Annotated in this window: 4 protein-coding genes; 3 read left to right on the plus strand and 1 reads right to left on the minus strand. The window is 71.1% G+C overall.

Annotated elements, in window-relative coordinates:
• The 3 genes from MTR62_RS20645 to MTR62_RS20655 form a co-directional block, all read left to right on the plus strand.
• Window positions 1-605, plus strand: a 605-nt coding sequence (locus MTR62_RS20645; protein WP_244024492.1) for a carbohydrate kinase family protein, incomplete at its 5' end; no start/stop codon positions are given.
• Window positions 602-1276 carry a class II aldolase/adducin family protein gene (locus MTR62_RS20650; RefSeq protein ID WP_244024494.1) on the plus strand — a complete coding sequence of 225 codons (675 nt, stop codon included), beginning with the start codon at window positions 602-604 and terminating at the stop codon, window positions 1274-1276. The genes MTR62_RS20645 and MTR62_RS20650, both read left to right, overlap by 4 nt.
• Before the next feature lie 80 nt (window positions 1277-1356).
• Window positions 1357-2001: a TetR/AcrR family transcriptional regulator gene (locus MTR62_RS20655; protein WP_244024497.1), complete on the plus strand. Its 645-nt coding sequence runs from the start codon at window positions 1357-1359 to the stop codon at window positions 1999-2001.
• A 105-nt stretch (window positions 2002-2106) separates the two neighbouring features.
• On the opposite strand, the gene MTR62_RS20660 is transcribed toward MTR62_RS20655, so the two are convergent.
• Window positions 2107-2619: hypothetical protein (locus MTR62_RS20660; RefSeq protein ID WP_244024499.1), on the minus strand; the 513-nt coding region annotated here is incomplete at its 5' end.

The following is a 2619-nucleotide window of genomic DNA, read 5'->3' on the forward strand; positions in this document are numbered from 1 at the left end:
CGAGCGGCGAGGCGCGGCTGCCCGAAGCGGCCTGGGCGCTGTTGGGCCGGGTGCGCGCGGTGCACTGGGGGGCGCTGGGCTGCCCCGGCCTTCAGGCGCAGGGCCCCGCCTTCCTCGCGGCGGCGCGCGCGGCTGGGGCGTTCGTTTCGTGCGATCTGATTTCACCGGGCCCGCAGAGCGCGGCCGAGGTCGCCGCGCTGCTGCCGCATGTCGACCTGTTCATGCCCAGCCTTGCCGAACTGCCGCTATTGGCCGGGACCGCCGATCCGGCGCGCGCTGCCGCGCACTTTCTGGATCTCGGCGCGCGCGGGTGCATCGTCAAGCAAGGCGGGGCGGGGGCCACGCTCTACACCCGGCCCGATCGCGATCTGGTCGCGGTTCACGTCCCGGCGCTGCCAATCACGCCGCGCGACACCACGTCCTGCGGGGATTCGCTGTGCGCGGGGTTTCACGCCGGGCGGCTGAACGGGCTCGATCCGGTGGCGGCGCTGCACGTTGCCGGGGCGGTTGCGGCCAGCGTGGCAATGGGGGTGGGCACGCTTGGCGCGCTCGAAAGCTTCGCGCAGGCCCGCGCGCTCGCCGAACGGCAGGCGGTGCCCGCATGATCGTGTCCGAGGACCCGCGCGAGGCGATCGTGCAGGTGATGCAGGCGCTCGATGCGCGCGGGCTCAACCGGGGAACTTCGGGCAACGTCTCGGTGCGCACCGCGAACGGGATGCTGGTGAGCCCGAGCGGGATCGTGGCCAGCGCGCTCCTCCCCGAACAGATCGTCGCGATGGACGGTGAGGGAACTTCGGATGCGAACGCGGGGCGCCCGTCGAGCGAGTGGCGGATGCATCTTGGCATCTACACGCGTCGGCCCGACGTCGGTGCGATCGTCCATTGCCATTCGCGCCATGCGACCACGCTTGCCTGCGCCAACCGGCCGATCCCGCCGATCCACTACATGGTCGCGGTGTCGGGCGGGGCGCAGGTGCCGGTGGCGCCCTATGCGACGTTCGGCACCGATGCGCTGGCCGACCGGGTGGTCGACGCGCTCGACGGGCGCATGGCCTGCCTCATGGCCAACCACGGCCAGATCGCGCTCGGCACCTCGCTCGGCATGGCGCTGGCGATCGCCGAGGAAATCGAGGAGCAGGCTGCGGTCTACTGTGGAACCCTGGCGCTGGGCGGGCCGGTGCTGCTCGATGCGGCGCAGATGGACGAAGTGCTCGCGATGTTCGCGCGCTACGGCCAGACGCCGCGCGCCGCAGCGCCGGACGGGGGGGAAGGGTAGGCCTGCCCCCCTGGCGGACAAACCCGCGACGGGCCGATCTTGATGGTGTGCGCCAGCGACAAAGCGTGTAGGGGGAGCCCATGAAGGCACCCGAACTGGCCCCAAAGACACGCCCGTCGCAGACGCGCGCGCACGACACGTTCGAACTCATCGTCACCACCGCCGGACGATTGCTGGAAACGATCGGGTTCGAGCGGCTGACCACCAATCTGGTGTGCAAGGAAGCGGGGATCACCCCGCCCGCGCTCTACCGCTATTTCCCCAACAAGTACGCGCTGGTCAAGGAACTGGGCGACCGGCTGATGGCCGCGCAGGACGCGGTGGCGTTCGACTGGCTGGATCGCGGCGCGTTCAAGGGCGAGACGCTCGAGGAGCGCGTCGCGCTTTCGGTCGAGATCCACCTCAAGGTGCTCGAAGTCACGCGGGCCTTTCCGGGCAACATCGCGATCATGCGCGCGCTGCGCGCAATCCCCGAGCTCAAGGAAGTGCGGATCAATTCGCGCAACCTCGTGGCGCACCGCCAGGCGCTGGCGCTGGCGCGGACCTATCCCGACATTCCGCCGTCGACCCTGCTGACCTGCAGCAAGATGGGGATCGAGATGCTCTATGCGGCGATGGAACTGGTGCTCGAGGAACCCTCGGACGAATCGCTCGCGATCATCGAGGGCGCGTGCCGCGCGGTATCGCTCTACATGGACGACCTTCAGGCCCGCTTCGCCGCCTGAGCGGGCACGCGCCGGGGATGCCCGTCGCGCGCGGGTGGCGAAACCCACCCTCTGCCCCCTCCCGCAAGCGGGAGGGGGGATGTCGATCCAACCTCGGGCGCGCGATCAGCGCGTGGCGACCTCCAGCGCGATCGCCCCGGTGTAGTGGCCGGGCGCGATCGGCACGGTCTTGCCATCGACGGTCATGACCAGCGTCTTGCCGGGCACCGCGTCGAGCGCGCCGCCCGGCGCGATGGTGAGATCCGAGAGGTAGGAGCTACGCGTCACCACCCAGTGGCTGCCCGCGCCGATCGCGACGCGCAGCGGCTCGCCAGCGTCGGGGCCGAGCGTGTCGATCACGTCACCCACCGTCTCGAAGGTTTCGCGGGTCGGTGCCTGGCCGCTCGCAGGGCGGGCCCTGGCGAGCGAAATCGCGCCTTCGAGGCGGCTGTCGGTCAGCGTCACGTCCATCCCGCCCTTGCCGCGCATGGCGTGCAGGACATCGCCGTAGAGCCGCTCGCCGGTGAGCGAGAGCACGACCTTGCCGCTATAGACCTTGCCCCCGGCGCCGGGCATCCCGCCCGCTGCGGCAGGATCGGCCGGACCACCGCCCGGCGCGCTACCGGGCGCACCGCCACC

The organism is Novosphingobium organovorum (genome assembly GCF_022832435.1).
Lineage (GTDB): Bacteria > Pseudomonadota > Alphaproteobacteria > Sphingomonadales > Sphingomonadaceae > Novosphingobium > Novosphingobium organovorum.